This is a genomic window from Paenibacillus uliginis N3/975, assembly GCF_900177425.1.
Lineage (GTDB): Bacteria > Bacillota > Bacilli > Paenibacillales > Paenibacillaceae > Paenibacillus_AQ > Paenibacillus_AQ uliginis.
Genome location: NZ_LT840184.1, coordinates 4,786,882 through 4,805,714 on the forward strand (window position 1 = coordinate 4,786,882; position 18,833 = coordinate 4,805,714).

Here is an 18,833-nt window from a genome sequence, read left to right on the forward strand (position 1 = left end):
TCGGCAAGAGCTTTTTCATCAAATCCCAAGTTAACTTGTATTAACGGTTAGTCCGGTTGTTGTTATCAAACAGTCCATCATTGTTGTTGTTGAACATGTTACCATTACGATTGTTCACATTCAAAGGGAAAATACGGTTAATGTACGCTCCAATATCACGCGTGATGTCCCCTGTTGCTTCTGCTACATTCCCAACATATCCGTTACCGTTACCATTACCATTTCGGTTACCGTCTACATTGTTACCGGCATAACCAGTTGATTGATTGTAAAAATCAGAATCGGCGGATACATATACCTGATCACAAGAAGGAACCGTCTTACGAACTTTACTACTTACAGATTCACGTACATCCTTCGGTACGCTGTTTCCGTTCATCATACCACCGTTACCAGTCGTGTCGTTCATCATGCCGTATCGCCCGGTTGTGCCATCTGTACCATTGGTCCCCATCAAGCCTGTACGGTTCGGCCCCATTGTATTATAGCCTCTTACGCCAAAAGTACCGTTTCCGGTAGTACGACCTAATCCTGTGTTGTTATCAAGTGTTCCCGTTGAATTTGTTCCCGATGGATGCATCGCAGATGGATTCGTTCTTGAAGGATATGTTCTCGTTGGATTGGTTAATCCACGCAACAGCCCCATACTGCCTGAGCCGGTAGTGCCATAAGCACCGTCGTTACGGTTTCTAGTGGTCCCGTACGTTGACATTGGACCCGTTCTTCCCGTGCTCATCCCGGTCATATTACCGTCAGTTCTGTGTTGATTGTCAAGTGACAGCGCCACATATGCCTTATTATTGGCAACAAATACATGCGCATCCCGCACACCTTTAACTTTAGAAACTTTACTGGACAGTGTTGGACTATACTTCAGATTAGTTAGATCATGCTGCGTACCGTTGTAGTTGTTGGTTCCCAAGTTGTTGGTTCTCGTGTTGTTGGTTCCAAACATGTTAACGCCGGTACGCCCCGTATTTTTCGTCGTAATGTTATTAGTACGTGTTGTGTTCCCAGCAGGAGTACCGCACCCCGCTAGCCCGGCAATACTGACGATCATTGCGGCCGACAGAGTTAAGCTGAGGGCTTTGGATTTGATCATGATTCATCCTCCATCTCTATAATAGGTGTGTACTGACACCGTATAGGATGGCCTTGGTTATAAAACGTATGCTGAAAGGTTTTGGCATTGAGCCTTACTTATCCACTATCCCCCACCTGTTTTTGTATTCCTTATCGACATGGTTCTTATAATCTCCTGAGATCACTTGGTCCAGCCATGCGACGTTATCCTGATACCATCGAATTGTGTTTCGAATACCGCTTTCGTAATTGTATCTCGGACTCCAACCAAGTTCATTCCGAATTTTATCCGCATCAATGGCGTATCTACGATCATGGCCAAGACGATCCGCGACATGGCGAATCAATGATTCAGGCTTGTTCAGCACTTCCAATATGGTACGGATAACCTGCAAATTATTTCTTTCATTATGTCCGCCAATATTATATATCTCGCCATCCTTCCCCTTACGTAAAACCAGATCAATCGCTCGGCAATGATCTTCCACATACAACCAGTCACGAATATTCATCCCATTGCCGTAAACCGGAAGTGGTTTGTTTTGCATTGCATTGTATATCATAAGGGGAATGAGTTTCTCCGGAAATTGATAAGGACCATAATTGTTCGAACAACGGGTAATATTGACTGGCAAACTAAATGTTTCATAATAGGCACGCACGAGCAAATCTGCGCCTGCCTTACTTGCAGAATAGGGGCTGTTTGGCTGAAGTGGTGTATCTTCGGTGAATACACCGGTATCTCCCAGTGTCCCGTATACTTCATCTGTTGATACCTGAACAAATTTGCGGAGGCCGTACTCTTTAGATAAATCCAGAAGCGTCTGAGTCCCTAACACATTGGTTTTGACAAACAATTCGGGCTGTACAATACTCCGGTCAACATGCGATTCAGCTGCAAAATTGACAACCGCATCAACCCCCTCCTTGAAGAGAGGCTCTAATGATGCCCGATCAGCAATATCTGCCTTCACAAATCGGTACTTCGGATGTGGTAAAATGTCCGCCAGATTATACAGATTTCCAGCATACGTTAATAAATCCACATTAATCATTTCATCTAGTGGATATTGAGCCAGCATATAGCGAATAAAGTTACTACCTATAAATCCCGCTCCTCCGGTTACAATAACTTTCATATCCTCACCCTTTGTAATCAAAATTGTTCTCTGCCGCCACTAAAGGCGGATGCTTCGAATCCTTATCTGAAAGAACAGGTTTATAAACGGGCCATTCGATATTCAAATCTGGATCATTCCAAGCGATTCCGCGATCATGTTCAGCCGAGTAATAGGCATCAACCTTATATAGAACTTCACAATCGGGCACAAGAGTGCAAAAGCCATGGGCAAACCCTTGAGGAACAAGCAGTTGCCGATAATTGGATGCAGACAAAACAAAACCTTCCCATTGGCCGAAAGTAGGTGAACCTTTTCGAATATCAACAATGACATCAAAGATCGCACCTCTCGTCACGCGAACCAGTTTCGTTTGCCCTTCAGGAGCCAGCTGATAATGAAGCCCTCTAAGGACTCCAGCATCGTAGGACAATGAGTGGTTATCCTGAATAAAGTTATAACCAATGCCGGATTGCTTGAGTGTATGTTCGTTGTAACTCTCTAAAAAGAATCCACGATGGTCGAGATGAACCGTCGGTTCAATTAATTTTGCACCTTTCAGCTTTGTATCTATGATCTTCATTATTTTCCTCCGATACAGTTAGTCATGTATCACCTGTCGGTTCATAGCGGTCTAACAGCCTTATAAATATCATATGTCTGATTTATGTGCCGAGTATAGGCAGAAGGGGAACCATTTACGTAAAAAAATCCCGATCATCATTGAGAGGATCGAGATTTCATTGTTTATCATCACTTTAATTGTACATTTATATTTCCTTTAACTTCATTCAATCGATTCATAACCTCATCTAAACGGCCGCCTTTGACGATTATTTGCCCGATCCGATCCGTACCCACTCGGAATTTGTTTATTTTGTCACCTATATTGTAATCAAAAGATATTTGAATAATATCTACATGACTAGCGTTCCCATTCACAAGTTCAGTAATTTCACCCTCCTTGTCGGATAACAAGAGTTCACAGGCACAGGGTTGAAAAGACTGGACAGAAAAAATAGGGTTCATATGGAGAGCAGCCCTAACCATCTGTTCATAATAATCGAATCCATAGAAAGTAGACACTAGTTCCGGCAAACATGTTGCTCCCGCTCTACCCCCAATTTCAAGAACAAACACCTTTTCGTCTTTTAAAATAAAATCTGCATTAATCGCGCAATTATTTAGTTGCAGCGCCAGAATGCTTTGCTTTAACTGAGAGAATAGATCCTGCTCCACCTCATCTGGTAACTCGTAAGGTACATAATGACCGATAGGCACACCGGCGTCTCCATAAAACATAAGATCACCGTGCGGCATAATAAATTGAATCTCGTTATTATACACAAAAGCTTGTGCTCCAAACTCGGTTCCTTCAATAAATTCTTCAACGATAAAAAAATCGAGTTTTGTGTCTCTTCTCACTTTTTCGTATGCGTAATCCACTTGTTCTATATCCGTTACCTTCACAATCCCCTTACTCGCTCCACTGTCTACAGCTTTAAAAATGAGAGGCAGCGACAGTACTTCGAAGGCAGCATAGGCCTCCTCTTTATTTTTGACTTTTACAAATTTGGCGGTTCTCACGCCATGCTCCATAAAAGCCTGTTTCATTTCCCATTTATTTGACGATAGCTGGGCAGACTCGTAGTTCAAACCGCTAACCCCGATTTCATCAACTACCTTGCCAATCGACTTTACAGCCACATCCGTACCTGTCGTACATATTCCATCGATTCCTTCAAGTCGGGCGATTTCCGCTACTTTATCTGTATCTGTTGTATCCTCATAATAAACTTTATCAGCCCAAGCAAATCCTGGGTAGTCTCCCTGCCTACTCAGAACAATGACGTACAATCCCATCTTTTTTGCTGTTTTAATTAAGGGAAGCTGGGAGATGCCTGCACCTAATACCATCAGTTTTTTCATGGTTTAAACTCCCTGATGCGGCTTATGATCCGTTCTTGGTCTTCTTCTGTTACATTCGGATGAATAGGGAGGGTGAGAATGCTTTTCCAGATTTCAGAGGAAAGCGGAACGACCGCTTTTAAATGGAGGTAGACTGGGTGAAGATGACATGGATAATAATGAACACCTGTAGCGATGTTATGTTCTTGCAGATGAGCAATCATACGATCTCTCAAGGCTTCTTCCTTGAACTTAATCTGGAACAAATGCCATGCGCTTTTCGTATCCGTTTGTTCCTGAGGAAGCTCGATCCACTCCAAATCTTTCAACTCCGACTGATAACGTTCAGCTATTTCCCTGCGTCTTCCGTTTAACCGATCCAGCTTGCCCAGCTGAACCAGACCAATGGCTGCCTGCATATCGTTCATATGATATTTGTATCCTACCTTATCAACGAAATACTGCCAGGCGTACACTTTTTCACTGGAGGACCGTATCCATGTATCACGTGAAATACCAACCCATCTCTTCTCGCGAAGTTTCCGATTCATCCACTCTGTATTGCAAGTGATAGCCCCGCCTTCACCGCTGGTCAAATTCTTAACCGCGTGGAAGCTGAAACAAGTAATCTCGCTGGTCGATCCGATTCGTTTCCCTTTATACTCTGCACCGCAAGCATGCGCGGCATCTTCCACCACCTTAATTCCCTTCGATTGTGCTAACTCATGTATTGCGTCCATGTCGCAAGGATGCCCCCCCATATGAACGACAATAATAGCTTTGGTCTTATCCGTAATTTTTCGTTCAATATCAGCTGGAGATATATTCATTGTAGATCTGTCGATATCTGCAAAAACCGGAGTTGCACCAACATAACTCACAGCGTGAACCGTGGATATGAATGTGATCGAAGGTACGATGACCTCATCACCGGGCCCGATTCCTAAAATATCCATAGCCAGATGGAGCGCAGCCGATCCGGAATTGAGTGCCACCGCAAAACGGCTGCCAACAAACTTGGCAAACTCTTGTTCAAATTGTTCGGTTTTAGGTCCAAGACCAAGCCATCCGGAACGTAAAACTTCCGTCACCGCGTCGATTTCCTCTTGGCCGATGCTTGGTTGAAGAACGGGTATCAGTTTATGATCCAAGTGAACCTCTCCTTTCGTTATCCCCAGTTATTCCGACATAAAAATTTGTGAACGCCACCGCTCAGCACAAGCTTCCACCGAGAAATTTTCCCAGGCTACTTTTTCCGCATGATCTGCAATGTTTTGCCGCAGTTCCGGCTGTTCGATCAGCTCGACTATAGCCTTATACCACTCTTCGCTTGTTTCCGAGACAATCAGACCACTTTCTTTGCCCTGAACCCATTCTTCGTATGCCGGAGAGGAAGTGTAGATGCCCGGGATTCGGCAAGCCGAATATTCGCGGAATTTATTATTGCTCTTACAATCGTGCAGCAGTGTTCGCTCGAGCGGTGCCAATCCAATATCCCAGCTTGAACGATAAAGACGTTTCAGAAAATTTTTATAATTTTCATCATAAGGTTCTGTGGACACCTGTGGTTTATCTGTAAGTTCTTCCGGAGCGTATCCACAAAACTCAATTCTCACTTTATCCCCATACTTCCTTATGACCTCATCAAGTGCCTTAATAACAGGTTCGAAGGCCACCGGTTTTCTCCCACCTTCATAACCAATAACAATTTTGTCCTCTGCTTTTCTGTTCTTTTTCAATCCGGATAAGATCGAAAAATCAACACTTCCTGGAAAATATACAAGTTTATTCGGTTTAAAATGCGTGTCGAGATGTTTTGCAAAGAAACCTGAGGCGACTTTTACGATTTGAGCGTTTTTAAGAAACTTGACATACGTCTTTCTTCGCGACGATTCATGGTAATATCTCCCCATATCCGAAGTAGGGGACATGGCTAAGAAATGATCGTCGATGGCATACACTGTTTTTTTTCCCATCTCACGGGCCATTTCAAGAAGTTTATACGCTTCTGGCTGAACCGTGCGAAAGAAGATGACGATATCCGCTGCTCCTAGTCTTGATTTGTCTACATCATTATCTGATCTGACATCAAACTGGCATACTCCGTTTTGTTCAAGATGCCTGAGCGGCTGCTCAATGCCAATTTTATATGATGCGATTTTTTCCGATCCGATGATGAGTACGTTCATATCTCCTCTTCTTCCCATTCTCAATCACCCCCTAATTTATATTTTGAATATAAATCTCTTCCAGTTATCCAGACATGTATTCAGTGAAAAATGCTGTCTTACCGCCATCCCCGCATTTTCCTTGATACGTTGCCTCATCGGCGGATCTTCAATCATAGCCTTGATCCCTTCATACCAAGCCTTCTCGGTATGTTCAACGAGATAGCCTGATTCACCCTGGGTAACCCAAGGAACATAAACAGGGGACTTTGAATAAATTCCCGGAATTTGACAAGCGCCATATTCGCGGAATTTATTGTTCGTTTTCCCCTTGTTAAAGGAGTTATTGGCAAGTGGAGCTATGCCTATATCCCAATTACACCGATTCAGTTCCTTCATGAAATCCTTGTATTCCATACCTCCACCTTCATATTTAACGCTTGGATGATTGACAAAAGACTGAGGAAGGTAACCGAAAAACTCCAGCCTCACAAATCCCCCATAGTAGTCGAGTATCTTGTTCAGCGCCGGTATGACTGGAGCGAAATCCTCCTCTTTTTCGCCACCAGCATAACCGATTACAATTTGTTCCCGCTCCCGGTCCACCCTACGCTGTTGATCGAGCCAGTCAAAATCGACACTGCCCGGAAAATATATAACATTTCTATTGAATCTTTCCTGAATATAGGTGCCGAGATCCGGAGAATCTACTTTAATGGTCTTCGCGTTTCTTAAGAACTTGATAAACGTCTCTTTCCGGGCCGGATCGCAATAGTATTGTCCAACGGGGGTTGTCGGTTGAATTTCCAGAAAATTATCATCGATTACATATACAGTTCGCTTCCTGAGTTGATGGGCCAACTCCAGCAACGTATAGGCCGAAGGTTCAACATTGCGGACAAACACGATTGTGTCAGCAGCGGCTATCATTTCTTTACTCACTTCATGCTCTAACTTCATGTCATATTGTAAATTCTCACGTTTTTTCAAAGCACTGAAAGGTTGGAGAACCCCAATCTCAAGGGAAGGAATCAATCCGGCCGCGATCACAAGAACATCTGTTTTGGGCAGGTCAGACTCGATAACTGTCACTGCGTGATTAGAAACGACTTGGGCTGCTGTGCGTCCATGCAGAAAACCTTCCTCTCTTCCTCTTTGAAAACCGTCGATACGTCCTTTTTGATAAGCATTTAGGGTAACAGCGGGCTGTTTCTGTTGTATATGGCGGCGTGTTCTAGTCCTCTGTTTTTTTCTCAGAGCCATCTTATCATTCTCCTTTATAAGCTTCTTGATGGCCGGCGTCCATACCCTCCGTGTAGCCAACGTTAAATCCTTCATTGTAAGCTTCATCAAACCCCTTGTCATAGGATTGATTGTAGTCAACCGCTTGATGCTCAGGTGTGACTATATTCAGTCTTCTTCCCGTTACCGCCCTCCTTCTTCCGGTCAATCTCCTTCCTTTTAACACTCTTCTTTTCGATCTAAACTTCACGTTACGGCTTTTTTTAACTCTTCTCATGGATTTCACCCTCTGCTCATTTAAATGTTATCTGCCTTAATCACCGGAGGCGGGATAACTGGTGCCCCCTCCTCGTAATCCCGAAGTTCATGAGGATTCACTGACAACGGTTGATAGGAGTCCAGGTACCAAATAACTAATGTGTGTCGATTCAGAAACCGATGCAGCTTATTCCCTTTACGCTGAAATACACTGCCATCTCGCACTTTCACAAGCCTACCTTCTATATCCCAGTCGTCATGGACTGAATCATACACTGCCTTCTTGCGACGATTCACTTCCTCCATAGAGATGGTTTCACCAAGATGCCAATTCCGGAGATCAACCTGGGATACCCGAACGGCCTGAATTCCGCTTGCTCCATCAATCGGATAACGGCTCCCTTTCTCTATCCAATACGTTCTCGAACCAGCTCCTTGCACGATCACACAGGTTGGGTATGAATCAATGGTTTGAAGGTTTGAGTTATCCATGTTACGTTGCCAATCAAGAAGCAGCATGCCATGAGGATCACTCCATTTATTGGAGTAAAAGTTCAGATTGTTAGCATATACTTGATCAAATCTGGAATTTAATGATTTCATACTCACACTGCCGTAATGATGGATAAAGGTATCATTTGCAATAATAAGCTGCATTCCCAAAAGCCGGACACGCAGTCCATAGTCGTCATCTTCACAATTCCCGATTTCAAAACCTTCATCAAAATAACCTAATCGGATAAAATCTTTCCGCCGGAGCAGCATGCAAAAACCTGTTAATCGGTTTGTTACGGACCAGCGCCGAGCATCAGATTTATTGTATAATTGAGAAAATTGCTGCATCTCCTCTGTATTCGTGTAACTGACATCGATTAATTGATCCCCACTGATGTAATTCGTCACAGGTCCAACAATTCCGAACTGTGAATTACTGTGCAGACAGGCAAGTAAGTTGGACAGCCAGTTCGTGGTAACGACAGAATCATTGTTCAAGATCATCAAAGTTGTTCCCTTTGCCATCATAAGCCCCTGGTTTACTGCCCCCGCAAACCCCAAATTTTCTTCATTGATCCGGAATCGGACCCCTTGAGCCGACTTAAGATACTCTGCGGTTCCGTCAACAGATGCATTGTCGATAATAATCAATTCATATGGCTCATTTGTATATCGGAGAATACTTTCGATACACTCCTTCAAATAATGAAGCTGATTATAAGTTGGAATGATGATGCTCGTACCTTCAAAGTAAGTTGTGCTGCGGATGGCTCCCTCTGTTTTTCCACGCCTGTACCCATCCGCGTAACCAGTATCAAATCCTTTAAGATAGCCGTCTTTGTACCCTTGATTGTCATGCACCCTGTTCATAAGACTGACTCTCCTTGAGCTAATGAATCAGCCAGATGTCCGAAGTCAAGTGCAACTTTGCCTAACTCAGAAGCAATACGCTGAACGATAATTACAGCCGGAATGCCGGCTCCGACGAGTGCAATATCGAATTCACGGGCAGCGGATATTTCATGCATGACTCTCTGGATATCCCGTATTCCATCCACAGGGGTAACGACACCAGTCACACGGACACCGTTTTCTTCAAGTACCTTCGAAAGCCCAGGAGCTGAGTTTCCCACGATTAGCACACGATAGCCCGAGAGTATCCCCCGAATAAAACCTTCCAGATGCAATGCATAGTTAATTGTCGATAAAGTCAATTTCAGGTTTCGGTAATCAATGCCATGAGCTTTCAATACGGAAAACGCAAGAGGTTGAAAGTTGGATAGTCGCAGTTTTGGAATTCCTACAATATCCGCTTTTCTAATAGCCGCAGCCAGCATATCCCGGGCCGTAAGATCCGGCAAATTAACACCGGAATAACTTAAAAAATGTCCTTCTTTCCGCACCTCTTCCTCACTCATCACAACTTCCTGTGCCAGCGTCAGCAATTCTCCATCTCCCAGGCGAATAACAGACAAGGATGAGCGCTTTTTCAGAGCACCCCTAATCTTCCCCGCAATTTCCGAGGCACTGAGAAGTCTATAATTGTGCGAACTCATGTGCTTCATGCCAACTTCGATAATCTGTCGAACTGAAATTCCGGGGAGAATCTCGAGTTCTGGGAGGATAGAGTCCACAATACCCTCTCCTCCGTCATATAATCCTTTTTTGTACTCATCGTCGGAGCTTTCATATACGACTTTGTCGGGCACCGGTTGCACTATCGGCACGGTTTGCATCGCCCTCATCCATGCCTCGTCATAACCGGAATCGAAGCCTTGGTTAAACGAAGCGGACGCTTGCTCCAACAACTTCTGTTCACAATCACAATCGGATGGTACGAAAACTTTGCCGGAGGATGTTCTCCGTCGCTTGCTGAATTCTCGCTTAAGAATACGTTTCTTCACTTGCCTTTTCCTTATTTTTCCTAAGCGCTGTCGTATGGTGATCACCCCATCTTACGCTCAATATATTCTTTTTAATGAAATAGGAAACGGGTATACCCATCCATTTTCACCTATCGACTAAGGAAAAATGATGTCTAACATGGAGGTCAATCTTTTATGGTAGGTATGATCTCTTCTCGTTCTCATCAAGCTGTTAAAGGCCATTTGTTGTCGTTCTTCTTCATGCTGCAAATAATATTCAATCTTTTCTACCAGCTCATCATAAGAACCATAGGTTCCGATTTCAGTTCCCGTGGAATATAACTGACCTAGATCCTGACGTACATCGGACAATTGAAGTGTGGCGCAGCCGGCTATTTCAAATGTTCGTGGATTGACGGAATGAGCTGGTATTTTGTAGCCATTGGCATTAATCGTATCGTCATCTGCTGCGCGGTGAAGGTTAATTACTATTTTCGCTCCATTGTAATAACTAGCCGTATCTTCAGGAGTCATCCAATCGCCAAGCTTGATTTTTTCAGACAGGAGGGAGTAGTTTTGCAGCCGATCCCACCACCATCCGGAGATAACCACCTTTTTATTTTTTAAAAACGGGGCGAGTCGATCGATTGCCTCTACCCGGTTCCAAAATGCTGTCCCAATAAAACAGATGTCGGATTGATAAGAAGTGGGTACGTGTTTGGGGTGAAAAACATTCGGATTAACCGCGAATGGAAGGTGATAAACCTGCTGACATCCTAACTTTCGGTAAAAGGACAGGCAGCTTGATTCAAGCGTAAAAATATAATCGTATCGGGGCGCAATCGATACCGTCCAATCCGTGTAGTACGGATCGTCGGTAAACCAGACGGCCGTTCTAAATCCGTTTTGTCTGAGCCTCTTGACGGTATCAGCCTCCAGAACTACTCCGTTCAGAACGAGCACAAGATCGGGTTGCGCTTTTTTAGCCAGAGCAACCACGTCTTCCGAAGGATTAGCAACCGTAAGCTTACGGACTAAATCGTTAAAAGCGTCAATTACCGCCTGGTCCAGCGCTGGATACGGAACGCCGATACCCGCGGTCACATATAGAATATGGAGATCCCTAACGGGTACTTTGTTCTGCGGTAGTGTGCGTAGGGCGGCTTTGGAAAATCCGATCCGGTATCCCTCTCTGCGTCCCTGCTCAAAACCGTCTTCGTATCCTTTTTGTTTCGCGGATTGCTCCGATAACCACGCTCCCTGCTGTAACAAATTCACTTCTGTTGTTTGCATGCAGTCAAGCCTCCGGATTCATTCTTTCTAACATTACTTTCATTTCATGAGCCGGTCGCTAGCTTGATGCAAAGACTGGAAGGTTCCTGCATCCGTCCACCATCCGTCTAAAACGTCATAGGCAAGTTGTCCCTCAGATGCGTACACGTTGTTAACATCGGTGATCTCCAGTTCGCCGCGACCGGAAGGTTTAATGGTCCGAATCTTATCAAAAACAGCGGTATCATACATATAAATGCCGGTTACACAAAAATCTGATTTTGGCTTTTCAGGCTTTTCTTCAATCATTAAAATTTTATCTTCTTCCAGAATAGGAACTCCGTATCTCTTAGGGTCATGTACTTTTTTCAAAAGTACACGAGCTCCCTCTGCCTGTTCGCGAAAGGATTGAACGTACGTTGTTAGAGGATTCTCGAACAAATTATCCCCGAGAAGTACAACGAATTTTTCATCCGGCTTCATGATAGGTTCGGCGAGTGACAACGCTTGGGCAATCCCGCCGGCCTCTTCCTGAATTTTATAGGTGATTCGAACTCCCCACTCCTTTCCACCGCCCAACAGTTCAGTGTATAAACCTGCAGAATGCTTGCCAATCACCAATAGAATTTCTTCGATACCCGCATTTCGCAATTTCTCTACCCCGTGACAAATCATTGGAATTTTTCCGACAGGCAGCAAATGTTTATTTATTATTTTTGTCAGCGGGTAAAGACGGGTGCCGGTACCTCCTGCCAGTATGACGCCCTTCATATAACCCTTCCTCTCTGCAAAGAAATCGACCTATACATAGATCGTCGGGTCGATTCCCCATTTATCCATAAATTTTTGGCGATTACGCTCAATAAGGCTTTCCACCTTGCTCACATCCTTTTTGCCGAAGCTGGCACTTCCATGATGAAATATAAATACGTCACCCGCGATTCTGAACGTATATCCTGCTTGCCTCGCCCGATAACAGTAATCATCGTCTTCAAAATGACCGGGGGAAAACTGTTCATCCAGCAATCCGATTTGATCCATTAACTCCCGTTTAAACAAAAAGCATAAACCGACTATGCGATCCACCTTAAGCCACTTTCGGGAATCCGGTGCATTCAGCTGTTGTGCCATCTCCTCTACATTGGTATACGGCATATCGATCTGTTGCTTGCCGCTTGCATAATTCGTCAGCGGCCCGACAATGCCGATGTCTGCACTACTGTGTAGACAATCCAGCATATTTTCCAGCCAATTCCGTGAAACGATAACGTCATTATTTAGAAGAAGGAGTGTATCACCGGTAGCGATTTTCAATCCTTTATTGCACGCTGCAGGAAAGCCAACATTATTTGCGAGTGAAATGAACGCAATTCCCTCCTGCCGGCATACATCGACAGTTCCATCGGTTGAACCATTATCGACAACTATGATTTCATACGGTTTTTCTGTATATCGTTTAATGGAATAAACACAATCCTTAAGATATTCCCTTCCATTATAAGTTGGGATAATAATACTTGTTTTTCTCATGCCATCCACCTTCATACCTTGGTTATTTGGCGGTGTCTGATCTGGTCCGGGAACGATAACCTTGGGCCTTTCAAATCGATTACCGTTTTTAAAGCTTCGATATGGTCTCCAATGATCATGTCAGAAACGGAATTATAGGGACCAACATTTCGCGTTCTAAGCCGATTTCTTGTAATCACATCCACACTGGCGGGTGCGTTTATGGACAATCCCTTTTCCATAGCAATAACCTGTGCTTTCGGAGGGACCGCCAAGTTACCATACCCGATTATACGTGCTGCTTCCTTCCTCATTGCATGTGGGACCGCAGTAAGCGAATTCGCTTCGAGATCCTCCCTGGACATCGACCGGTTTATAAATTCCTTGACTGTGGTCACGTAATCTCGACCGGAGAATAATCCAATGTAAGGAGAGATATTGTTCAATGCAATATCCATTCCTCTTTCTACGGCATCAATGAAAGGTACGAGATGCTCCGCCAGCACCGGAAAATCACCGTCCAGAAATAGTAAAATATCAGAATCGGCCAACTTTGCCCCTATCGCTCTGCCAACATCGTGACCTAAAGCTTGTTGGTAATGAACGATTATTGCATTCGATTGATTTCGGATCATTTCAAAGCTCTCATCCGTCGATCCGTTCACAACAAAAATAATTTCATGCAGCGTCATTCGATGCAGCTGTTCAATCACTTGAAGAATCGTATCTTTTTCATTCATGACCATGACGATCGCAGCTACCGTTTTATCTGTTGGAAGTAATACACGATTACCAAAATACACTTTTGAATGTTTACAATATCCTTCCGCAAATTTGGCAGCGGTTGCGTAGTAAACTGGCCACGGCAGTGGTTTTACAGAATGATACCAGTGATTCCAGCTTTTATTTACTTGTTGATAAGGACTCATCTCCTTCTCAACCGAGCGTGAGCTCTCTTCTGCGGTTGCCGCCTGGTAACCCGCTGTATAAGCTCTTTCCTTCCAATAGTTCGAGACCCTTTCTGTATTTAATTGCTTTCTTGAGGTTTGACTAAATTCGGTTTCATGATCGTAATTCCGCTTTTTCTTTCTGATTGATTTTCTAGGTGGTTTGAATTTTCTTCTAAAGGAGTTTGAGAAGCCCTTCGCTATTCGTCTCCGTTTTCTGTTTGCCATAAGATCACCACACGCTCTCTCTGTTACGTGTCAGATCTGACCGATTGCCCCGCACACCAGACTTTGAGATAAACCAATCTATCGCCTCCAAATGATCGCCAACGATAAGTCCCTCAAGCGGATCATTTCCTTTGGTTCTTCCTCTTCTAGGATTGGTTTTCCCTACATCGATCTCATGGACACCTCTTACGTTCAAGCCTTTATATATAGCTATGGCTTGAGCCTTCGGAGGAACAGCTAAATTATCGGTACCAATCAGATCCCTCGCACGACGGCTCATTGCATGCGGGATCGTGGTTAAGGAGGCGCCTTTCAACCCAGGATTCGAGACCAATATATTTAACGCATGTTTGGCAAGTACAACACTGTGGACGTGCGTCTTGCCGGTCGGTCCCAAATACTTATTTAAGGCCACATCCACGCCATTTTCCACCGCTTTTGTCAAGGGTATGAAATCCCTTGTCTTAATAACGATGTCAGCATCGGTAAACAGCAAAATGTCACCCTTGGCCTCTCCGGCACCGATACTTCGCCCTACGTCCTGCCCAAGTGCATGCGGTAAACGGATGACTTTCGCACCGATCCTCTGTGCAATTTCAGCCGTACCATCTGTGGAACCGTTCGCAACAACGATGACCTCTGTCTCGGGATGCACCTGATAAGCTTGATGGATCACCGCTGCAATGGTCTTCCTTTCGTTCATGGCAGGAATGATGACTGACACCTTAGGGCTCTCTGCGTTTCTGATCATGAACGGATATTTCCTTGTCTTTGATCTCTTTGCGGGGCGCGCAGGAATTCGTTTCGACATGTTTCTCACCTGCCAAGTTTGTTTTAAAGTAAACTTCTCCCCTCATTTTATGTATAGGTTATTTTACTGTAACGGCATTCGTACCTTAAGGCGAAATAAAACGAAATTGGTGATTTACCCGTAGACCAATAAACATACCATTCTATTTTTCTCGAATAAAATACAGCATCACTAGAAGGGGAGTGAAGACTTATCAGAACATTCAGAGCAACATTATTAGGCCGTAACGAGGTACCAGCTGTAAGAACGATAGCCTTTGGAAATGCGGTTTTTCAGGTTAACAGAACGGGTACCCAACTGCGATTCAGACTTGTGGTCAATAATATTAACCGTGTAACCCAGGCTCATATTCATCTTGGAAGAGTCGGACAAAATGGTCCGATTGTCGCCTTCTTGTTCGGTCCATCCAAATTCGGCATATCCGTAAGACGTGGAGTTATTCGGGGCGTCCTGACAAACCAAGATTTGATCGGTCCTCTGCAAGGCAGAACGATTCGTGATCTGGTCCGTGAACTCGAACGAGGTAATGCTTATGCTAATGTGCATACCATCCAAAATCCGGACGGGGAAATTCGCGGACAGATTCGCCGGTAATAGATTTCCTGCTGAGTCAATTAAACCTCCAAAACCACAGTTACAAAGGTGATGGAGGTTTTACTTTGGCAGTAAGATCATATGATCCAACCTATCTTTTCTACCATAAATTTCAAATTGTGCGTTTCGTCTCATCCATCTGCCTGTACAAAACTCTTTCCCTCTGCATTAACTGTTAATAGATTAAGAAAATCTTAATCAATTCTATTTTAGGAGGTAGATTAATGGCCACAATTTCAGTCTTCCCTTCACCAACGGGCACACCGATTGCAAGTGGGGTTGCTCAAGCCGTAGCCGGCGATGTCGTAGTCGTGTATGACGGAACGTATACGGAAACATCGGTCACGATATCCGTTTCCAATGTTAAAGTGGTAGCTAAAAATGAAGGTAAAGCGGTACGCGAAGGATTAAATGGTATCGCTAGTGCTTTTATCGTCACCGCTGCTTCAGGCGTCGAAGTTAACGGATTCGTTATTCAAAACTACACAGCAAACGCTATTGATGTCACTACCGGTTCGAATCACCGCATTGTTGGAAACACCATCAACAATACGCTAGGGATTGGCATTAACCTTGCTACTGGTACCGGACACTTGGCTTGGAGAAACAAGGTAGACAATGCTGGCGGCTCTGCAGGTATAAATGTAGCTAGCGCTAGCAGCTGGATCGCACAAAATGTAGCCTACGAAACAACAGGACCGGGTATTTTGTTGGCTGGTGCCAACAACGGAGCTGTCGGTAATGTCGTTTCTGAAAATGACAGCTACGGTATTTCAAGTACCGCAGCAAACAATTTCATTTATGGCAACACCGTTGAGCTCAACACAACGGGTGGAGTGAATGTTACTGGAGCCGACACGGTTCTGCTCCGCAACTTGGTAGAAAAAAACACAGGAAATGGTATCACTGTTGCTGGTGCGAACGGATATTTGGGAGGAAACGACTCGGATGAGAACACTCAAACCGGTATATCTATAAGCTCAAACTTTAACAGTCTGGAATTCAACGAGATGGAATTCAACAACAACTATGGACTGGTCATTTCAGGCAATGAAAACACAGCATTCGGAAACCGGTTCACAGGCAATCAGCCTACTCAAATCTCCATCACAGGTCAGGATAACAATTTGTTCTAAAGCTTTTAGACTTAATCCATTTGCTTGCTCACCATCCATGTGTTGGGAGCAGGCATTTTTTTTTGCAGCGGGAAAATCTTAATCCATTCTGTTTAAGGAGGTAGAAGTTATGGCCACGATTTCAGTCTTCCCTTCACCAACAGGCACACCAATTGCGAGTGCGGTAGCTCAAGCCGCAGCCGGCGATGTTGTATTAGTGCACGATGGAACGTACCCTGAGCCAGCGGTTACGATATCGATTTCCAATGTTAAAGTAATAGCTATAAATGAAGGTAAAGCAGTTCGTGAAGGATTCAATGGTGTGGCTAATGCTTTCATCGTCACAGCCGCAACAGGCGCCGAAATTAATGGATTCGTCATTCAAAACTACACCGCGGACGGCATTGAAGTTACTATCGGTTCGAATCACCGCATCATTGGTAACACCATCAACAACACGCTTGGTATTGGCATCAACCTTAATATTGGTACCGGACACGTGGTCTGGCGAAACAATGTACAAAATATTGGAGGGTTTGCAGGTATTTATGTAGGTAGCGCTAGCAGCTGGATCGCTCAAAATGTTGCCTACAATAACACAGGGCCAGGCATTTTATTGAACGGTGCAAACAACGCGGCTGTCGGTAATGTTGCTTCCGAAAATGACAGTTACGGCATATTAAGTAGCGCAGTAAACAGCTTCATTTATGGCAACAAAATTATGCTCAATACAACTAGTGGAGTAGTTGCCGCAACGAGTAATGTTCTGCTCCGCAACTTGGTAGAAAAAAACACAGGAAATGGTATAAGCATCACCGATGCGAACGGATTTTTGGGAGGAAACGATGCCGATGAGAACACTCAAACCGGTATTTCCGTAACCTCAAACTTTAACAGTCTGGAATTCAACGAGATGGAATTCAACCAAAACTATGGATTGAGCATTTCAGGCAATGAAAATACCGCATTTGGAAACCGGTTCACAGGCAACCAGCCTACTCAAATCTCCATCACAGGTCTGGATAACAATTTGTTCTAAAGCTTCTTGTCTTAAGCCACTCCCTCTGCTTGCTCTCTTCCATCGTGTCGGGAGCAGGCACTTTTTTTGCAGCAGGTGTTTAGCATGCATCAAGGGTTCAGAAGGACCATTCTTCTCCAACCTCTTCGTTATCTGGAAGATGTGTGTTTCATCTCATTTATCTGCCTGTACATAACTCTTATCCATTGCATTAACTGTTAATAGATTATGAATATCTCAATCTATTCTATATAAGGAGGTAGAATTAATGACCATTATTTCAGTCTTTCCTTCACCAACAGGCACGCCAATTGCGGATGCGGTAGCTCAAGCCGCTGCCGGCGATGTTGTATTAGTGCACGATGGAACGTATTCTGAGCCAGCTGTCACGATATCCATTTCGAATGTCAAAGTCGTAGCTAAACATGAAGGTGGGGCGGTACGCGAAGGATCCAATGGGGCAGCTGCTGCTTTCATCATCTCTGCTAACTCAGGGGTCGAAATTAACGGATTTGTCATTCAAAACTACATCGCTGCCGCTGCTGGTATTATTGTTGTTACGGGTACAAATCACCGCATAATCGGGAACACCGTCATCAACACGCTTGGTGCTGGCATCAACCTCAATGTTGGTACCGGACATGTGGTCTGGAGGAACAGAGTACAAAATTCCAGTGGCGTTTCAGGTATTTTTATAGCGAGCTCCAGCAACTGGATCGTGCAAAATGTAGCCTCCAAAAATACAGGCTCAGGAATATCGCTTGGTGGTTCAAACAACGCGATTGTTGGTAATGTTATTTCTGAGAATGGCAGTCCCGGCATATCAAGTATCGGAACAAACAACAATTTCATTTATGGTAACACGGCTACGCTTAACTCAATGGGTGGAGTGAGTGTTACCTCAGCCGGTGCTGTTCTGCTCCGCAACTTAGTAGAAAAAAACACAGGAAATGGCATCAGCGTCGCCGGTGCGAACGGATATTTGGGAGGAAACGATTCGGATGATAACACTCAAACTGGTATAGCCATAAGCTCAAACTTTAACAGTCTGGAATTCAACGAGATGGAATTCAACCAAAACTATGGATTGAGCATTTCAGGCAATGAAAATACCGCATTCGGAAACCGCTTCAAAGGGAACAAGCCTACTCAAATATCGATCACAGGTCAGGATAACAATTTGTTCTAACAACTTTTTGTTA

Annotated in this window: 19 protein-coding genes; 4 read left to right on the top strand and 15 right to left on the bottom strand. The window is 44.2% G+C overall.

What is annotated here, in order from left to right:
• Positions 1-40 precede the first annotated feature (40 nt).
• The 15 genes from B9N86_RS22545 to B9N86_RS22615 form a co-directional block, all read right to left on the bottom strand.
• Entirely contained in the window at positions 41-1,102 is a 1,062-nt protein-coding gene (locus tag B9N86_RS22545; protein ID WP_208915362.1) for a YhcN/YlaJ family sporulation lipoprotein, read from the bottom strand.
• 94 nt (positions 1,103-1,196) lie between these two features.
• Positions 1,197-2,222 (bottom strand): dTDP-glucose 4,6-dehydratase, encoded by a 1,026-nt coding sequence (gene rfbB, locus B9N86_RS22550; RefSeq protein ID WP_208915363.1) that lies wholly within the window; start codon positions 2,220-2,222, stop codon positions 1,197-1,199.
• 4 nt (positions 2,223-2,226) lie between these two features.
• Complete coding sequence (gene rfbC, locus B9N86_RS22555) at positions 2,227-2,784, bottom strand: dTDP-4-dehydrorhamnose 3,5-epimerase (RefSeq protein ID WP_208915364.1); 558 nt, start codon at positions 2,782-2,784, stop codon at positions 2,227-2,229.
• A 170-nt stretch (positions 2,785-2,954) separates the two neighbouring features.
• Positions 2,955-4,130, bottom strand: a complete 1,176-nt coding sequence (locus B9N86_RS22560; RefSeq protein WP_208915365.1) for an ATP-grasp domain-containing protein — start codon at positions 4,128-4,130, stop codon at positions 2,955-2,957.
• Positions 4,127-5,260, bottom strand: coding sequence for a DegT/DnrJ/EryC1/StrS family aminotransferase (locus B9N86_RS22565; protein ID WP_208915366.1), 1,134 nt, complete (start codon positions 5,258-5,260; stop codon positions 4,127-4,129). Before B9N86_RS22565 ends, B9N86_RS22560 begins: the two co-directional genes overlap by 4 nt.
• A 27-nt stretch (positions 5,261-5,287) precedes the next feature.
• The gene (locus tag B9N86_RS22570; protein ID WP_208915367.1) at positions 5,288-6,316 is read right to left on the bottom strand and encodes a glycosyltransferase family protein; all 1,029 of its coding nucleotides are present in this window, start codon (positions 6,314-6,316) and stop codon (positions 5,288-5,290) included.
• An 18-nt stretch (positions 6,317-6,334) separates the two neighbouring features.
• Positions 6,335-7,540 carry a glycosyltransferase family protein gene (locus B9N86_RS22575; protein ID WP_208915368.1) on the bottom strand — a complete coding sequence of 402 codons (1,206 nt, stop codon included), beginning with the start codon at positions 7,538-7,540 and terminating at the stop codon, positions 6,335-6,337.
• Positions 7,541-7,544: 4 nt separating this feature from the next.
• Complete coding sequence (locus B9N86_RS22580; RefSeq protein ID WP_208915369.1) at positions 7,545-7,796, bottom strand: hypothetical protein; 252 nt, start codon at positions 7,794-7,796, stop codon at positions 7,545-7,547.
• Positions 7,797-7,816: 20 nt separating this feature from the next.
• Positions 7,817-9,142, bottom strand: coding sequence for a glycosyltransferase family 2 protein (locus B9N86_RS22585; protein ID WP_208915370.1), 1,326 nt, complete (start codon positions 9,140-9,142; stop codon positions 7,817-7,819).
• Complete coding sequence (locus tag B9N86_RS22590) at positions 9,139-10,176, bottom strand: GT-D fold domain-containing protein (protein WP_244562801.1); 1,038 nt, start codon at positions 10,174-10,176, stop codon at positions 9,139-9,141. The genes B9N86_RS22585 and B9N86_RS22590 overlap by 4 nt, the downstream gene beginning before the upstream one ends.
• Positions 10,177-10,293: 117 nt before the next feature.
• A complete protein-coding gene (locus tag B9N86_RS22595; RefSeq protein WP_208915371.1) occupies positions 10,294-11,430 on the bottom strand; it encodes a CgeB family protein in 1,137 nt (378 codons plus the stop codon).
• A gap of 39 nt (positions 11,431-11,469) precedes the next feature.
• Entirely contained in the window at positions 11,470-12,180 is a 711-nt protein-coding gene (locus B9N86_RS22600) for a sugar phosphate nucleotidyltransferase (protein WP_208915372.1), read from the bottom strand.
• 30 nt (positions 12,181-12,210) lie between these two features.
• Positions 12,211-12,939, bottom strand: coding sequence for a glycosyltransferase family 2 protein (locus B9N86_RS22605; RefSeq protein ID WP_208915373.1), 729 nt, complete (start codon positions 12,937-12,939; stop codon positions 12,211-12,213).
• Positions 12,940-12,950: 11 nt separating this feature from the next.
• On the bottom strand, positions 12,951-14,093 hold the full coding sequence (locus tag B9N86_RS22610; protein WP_208915374.1) for a glycosyltransferase family 2 protein: 1,143 nt from the start codon (positions 14,091-14,093) through the stop codon (positions 12,951-12,953).
• A 4-nt stretch (positions 14,094-14,097) separates the two neighbouring features.
• Positions 14,098-14,844: a glycosyltransferase family 2 protein gene (locus B9N86_RS22615; RefSeq protein ID WP_244562802.1), complete on the bottom strand. Its 747-nt coding sequence runs from the start codon at positions 14,842-14,844 to the stop codon at positions 14,098-14,100.
• Between the two features lie 252 nt (positions 14,845-15,096).
• Here B9N86_RS22615 and B9N86_RS22620 point away from each other — a divergent pair, with 252 nt between their 5' ends.
• The 4 genes from B9N86_RS22620 to B9N86_RS22635 all read left to right on the top strand — a co-directional run bounded on the left by B9N86_RS22620 (position 15,097) and on the right by B9N86_RS22635 (position 18,820).
• Positions 15,097-15,498, top strand: a complete 402-nt coding sequence (locus tag B9N86_RS22620; RefSeq protein WP_208920644.1) for a CHRD domain-containing protein — start codon at positions 15,097-15,099, stop codon at positions 15,496-15,498.
• Between the two features lie 224 nt (positions 15,499-15,722).
• Positions 15,723-16,634, top strand: coding sequence for a right-handed parallel beta-helix repeat-containing protein (locus B9N86_RS22625; protein ID WP_208915376.1), 912 nt, complete (start codon positions 15,723-15,725; stop codon positions 16,632-16,634).
• A 109-nt stretch (positions 16,635-16,743) separates the two neighbouring features.
• Positions 16,744-17,652 carry a right-handed parallel beta-helix repeat-containing protein gene (locus B9N86_RS22630; protein ID WP_208915377.1) on the top strand — a complete coding sequence of 303 codons (909 nt, stop codon included), beginning with the start codon at positions 16,744-16,746 and terminating at the stop codon, positions 17,650-17,652.
• A 247-nt stretch (positions 17,653-17,899) separates the two neighbouring features.
• The gene (locus B9N86_RS22635) at positions 17,900-18,820 is read left to right on the top strand and encodes a right-handed parallel beta-helix repeat-containing protein (protein WP_208915378.1); all 921 of its coding nucleotides are present in this window, start codon (positions 17,900-17,902) and stop codon (positions 18,818-18,820) included.
• Positions 18,821-18,833: the final 13 nt, after the last annotated feature.

Bases quoted from the DNA above. Each gene is read 5' to 3' on its own strand.
- B9N86_RS22545 (WP_208915362.1), bottom strand. From the start codon at position 1,102: ATGATCAAATCCAAAGCCCTCAGCTTAACTCTGTCGGCCGCAATGATC.
- rfbB (WP_208915363.1), bottom strand. From the start codon at position 2,222: ATGAAAGTTATTGTAACCGGAGGAGCGGGATTTATAGGTAGTAACTTT.
- rfbC (WP_208915364.1), bottom strand. From the start codon at position 2,784: ATGAAGATCATAGATACAAAGCTGAAAGGTGCAAAATTAATTGAACCG.
- B9N86_RS22560 (WP_208915365.1), bottom strand. From the start codon at position 4,130: ATGAAAAAACTGATGGTATTAGGTGCAGGCATCTCCCAGCTTCCCTTA.
- B9N86_RS22570 (WP_208915367.1), bottom strand. From the start codon at position 6,316: ATGGGAAGAAGAGGAGATATGAACGTACTCATCATCGGATCGGAAAAA.
- B9N86_RS22575 (WP_208915368.1), bottom strand. From the start codon at position 7,540: ATGGCTCTGAGAAAAAAACAGAGGACTAGAACACGCCGCCATATACAA.
- B9N86_RS22580 (WP_208915369.1), bottom strand. From the start codon at position 7,796: ATGAGAAGAGTTAAAAAAAGCCGTAACGTGAAGTTTAGATCGAAAAGA.
- B9N86_RS22585 (WP_208915370.1), bottom strand. From the start codon at position 9,142: ATGAACAGGGTGCATGACAATCAAGGGTACAAAGACGGCTATCTTAAA.
- B9N86_RS22595 (WP_208915371.1), bottom strand. From the start codon at position 11,430: ATGCAAACAACAGAAGTGAATTTGTTACAGCAGGGAGCGTGGTTATCG.
- B9N86_RS22600 (WP_208915372.1), bottom strand. From the start codon at position 12,180: ATGAAGGGCGTCATACTGGCAGGAGGTACCGGCACCCGTCTTTACCCG.
- B9N86_RS22605 (WP_208915373.1), bottom strand. From the start codon at position 12,939: ATGAGAAAAACAAGTATTATTATCCCAACTTATAATGGAAGGGAATAT.
- B9N86_RS22610 (WP_208915374.1), bottom strand. From the start codon at position 14,093: ATGGCAAACAGAAAACGGAGACGAATAGCGAAGGGCTTCTCAAACTCC.
- B9N86_RS22615 (WP_244562802.1), bottom strand. From the start codon at position 14,844: ATGATCAGAAACGCAGAGAGCCCTAAGGTGTCAGTCATCATTCCTGCC.
- B9N86_RS22625 (WP_208915376.1), top strand. From the start codon at position 15,723: ATGGCCACAATTTCAGTCTTCCCTTCACCAACGGGCACACCGATTGCA.
- B9N86_RS22630 (WP_208915377.1), top strand. From the start codon at position 16,744: ATGGCCACGATTTCAGTCTTCCCTTCACCAACAGGCACACCAATTGCG.
- B9N86_RS22635 (WP_208915378.1), top strand. From the start codon at position 17,900: ATGACCATTATTTCAGTCTTTCCTTCACCAACAGGCACGCCAATTGCG.